At 30.4% G+C, this 2,942-nt stretch carries 2 protein-coding genes; both read left to right on the top strand.

All coding sequences use genetic code 11. The features are described from left to right. The first annotated feature begins 73 nt into the window (after positions 1–73). Positions 74–1,870, top strand: a complete 1,797-nt coding sequence (locus G3997_RS09375) for a glycoside hydrolase family 3 protein (RefSeq protein WP_296645516.1) — start codon at positions 74–76, stop codon at positions 1,868–1,870. A gap of 137 nt (positions 1,871–2,007) precedes the next feature. Further along, positions 2,008–2,802 (top strand): HAD family hydrolase, encoded by a 795-nt coding sequence (locus tag G3997_RS09370; protein ID WP_296645515.1) that lies wholly within the window; start codon positions 2,008–2,010, stop codon positions 2,800–2,802. The last annotated feature ends 140 nt before the right edge of the window (positions 2,803–2,942 follow it).

Below are 2,942 nucleotides of genomic sequence, written 5' to 3'. Positions count from 1 at the left end.
ATTTAATATAGATATTTACAATATAATAATACATATCTATATAAATAAGTATATGATAAGGGAGTTAATAGAGATGGTAAACTTAAAAGCAAAACCTTATAACCTTGATGAACAAGGGATAAAGTGGGTAGAAGATACTATAGCAAATATGACTATAGAAGAAAAAATAGGTCAATTATTCGTAAACATGGGAGCTAGCCGTGACGAAGAATACTTAAAAGGTATGTTAGATAACTACCATATAGGTGCAGTTCGTTATAACCCAGCTACAGCTGAACAAGTATACGACCAAAATAAAATATTACAAGAAAACTCTAAGATACCTCTATTAATAGCTGCTAACACTGAAGCAGGTGGTAATGGAGCTTGTGTAGATGGTACATATGTAGGAAGTGAAGTAAAAATAGCTGCTACAAATGATAAGAGATATGCTTACGAATTAGGTAGAGTATCAGGGGTTGAAGCATCTGCTATAGGATGTAACTGGTCATTTGCACCAATAGTTGATATAAACAGAAACTGGAGAAATCCAATAATATCTACTAGAACTTGGTCTCAAGATGTTGAGCAAACTTTAGAATTATCTTTAGAATACATGAGAGGAATAATGGAAAGTGGAATAGCTCCAGCTGCTAAGCACTTCCCTGGAGATGGTATAGATGAAAGAGATCAACACTTATCATTTGCTCCAAACTGGTTATCTAAAGATGAATGGGATGCTACATTTGGTAGAGTATACGGTGGATTATTCGAAGCAGGTCTTCCATCAATAATGGCAGGACATATAGCTTTACCAGAGTACGTTCGTTACTTCAATCCAGAAGCGACTACTGAAGAATTATATATGCCAGCTACATTAAGTAAGTATATATTAACTGATTTATTAAGAGGAGAAATGAAGTTCAACGGATTAGTTGTAACAGATGCTTCTCACATGGTTGCTATGACTTCTGCAATGAAACGTAGTGAAATGCTACCAACAGCAATAGCTGCAGGTTCAGATTTATTCTTATTCTTCAATGATCCAGATGAAGATTTCGGATACATGATGGATGGATACAAAAATGGAATAATAACTGATGAAAGATTAAACGAAGCTTTAACTAGAATATTAGGAACTAAAGCTGCTTTAGGACTTCACAAAAAAGCTAAAACAGAAATAATGATGCCTAAAGAAGAAGCAATGGCTAAAATAGGTTTAGAAGAAAATAAAGCTATAGCTGCTGAAGTTGCTGATAAAGGTATAACATTAGTAAAGAATACTGAAGATATATTCCCAATATCTGCAGAAAAATACAAAAGAGTATTACTTGTTGATGTAAAAGGTACTGAAGGTGGATTTGGTGCATTAATAGGTGCTCAAGGACCTAAGCCAAGTGAAGTAATGAAAGAAATGTTAGAAAAAGAAGGATTCGAAGTTTCTATATGGGAATCTCCAATGGAGAAAGCAATGAAACTTTCTCCAGAAGAAGTTATGAAGGCAATTATGAACGTTTATGCTACTAAGAGACCTATAACAGACTTAACAGATAACTACGATTTAATAATAAACTTAGCGGTAGTTAATCCAAATACTGACCAAAGAATACAATGGCCAGCAAGTAAAGGTACTCCAGATATACCATTCTACGTAAATGAAGTACCAACAATATTTATATCATTACAATCTCCATTCCATTTAGCGGATGTACCTCAAGTTAAGACTTATATAAATGCTTATGATAACAAAGATGTTACTTTCACTGCATTAGTTGATAAAATGTTAGGAAGATCTGAGTTCGTAGGAGTGAGTCCAGTAGATGCATTCTGTGGATTAGGAGATACTAAATATGGTATATCTGCTAAAGTTCCTACTTGCACTTTACAATAATATGTAGATAAATTATTATATGAATAAACGGTAAATTTATAAATAGTTTACCGTTTATTTTTTATATTTAAAGTTAAATTAAGATACTTTAGAGTATACAATTATAGATTAATTAAATAACATAAGGAGTTAAAAATATGAAAAAAGCAATTTTTTTAGACATAGATGGAACATTAATAGATTGCATGGGTGGAATAAAAGATATTACTCCTAATGTAAAAAAGGCAATAAAAAAAGTACAAGAAAAAGGAGATTATGTTTTTATATCTACAGGTAGACCATATGCACTTTTAGATAAAAACATATTAGATTTTGGATTTGATGGATTTATATTAGCAAATGGAGCTCATGTAATAATAAATAATAAAACTATTCATAGTGAGCCTATAGAAAAAGGATTTATAAAAGATATAGTTATAGAGCTTGAAAATAATAATATACAGTATATACTCCAAGGAGAATTATATTCGTATATGAAAGAAAGCTGTAAAGAATTTTATAAGTATTATGATGATATAGGTGTTAGTAGAACATATTTTAAAGGTGAATTTAATATTGAAGAAATTGATGTTCATAAATTTGAAATGCTATGCCCAAACGATGAAATTAAAGAATTATGTTTATCATTAATAAAAGATAACCCAGAGTGTGATTATTTTAGTAGTGTAAACAAAAGTGCTGTTGAGGTATATTTAAAGAAAAATACTAAAGGGAGTGCAATATTAAAAGCAATAGATTACTTAGGCATAAAAATAGAAAATACATATGCTTTTGGAGATGGTAAAAATGATATTGAAATGTTATCGACTGTAGGATGTGGGATTGCTATGGGAAATGCTAGTGATGAAGTAAAAAAGCATTCAAATAAAATAACAGACACAGTTCAAAATGATGGCGTAGCAAAAGGGATAGAACAATACATTTATATATAGTTTTGAGAAGTGAATGTAGTGATATAGTTAAGATAAAGTATAAAACTAAGGAAAATAATTCTCATTGATAATAAAAATAATATAACAAGCATAAAAGATATAGATAAAGATATAGAGATAAGGTTTTACTCTATGCTTTT

It is taken from the genome of Romboutsia sp. 13368 (assembly GCF_018336475.1).
Lineage (GTDB): Bacteria > Bacillota > Clostridia > Peptostreptococcales > Peptostreptococcaceae > Romboutsia.
Note: the sequence above shows the minus strand (reverse complement) of the source record. Positions and strands in the feature narration are given on the sequence as shown.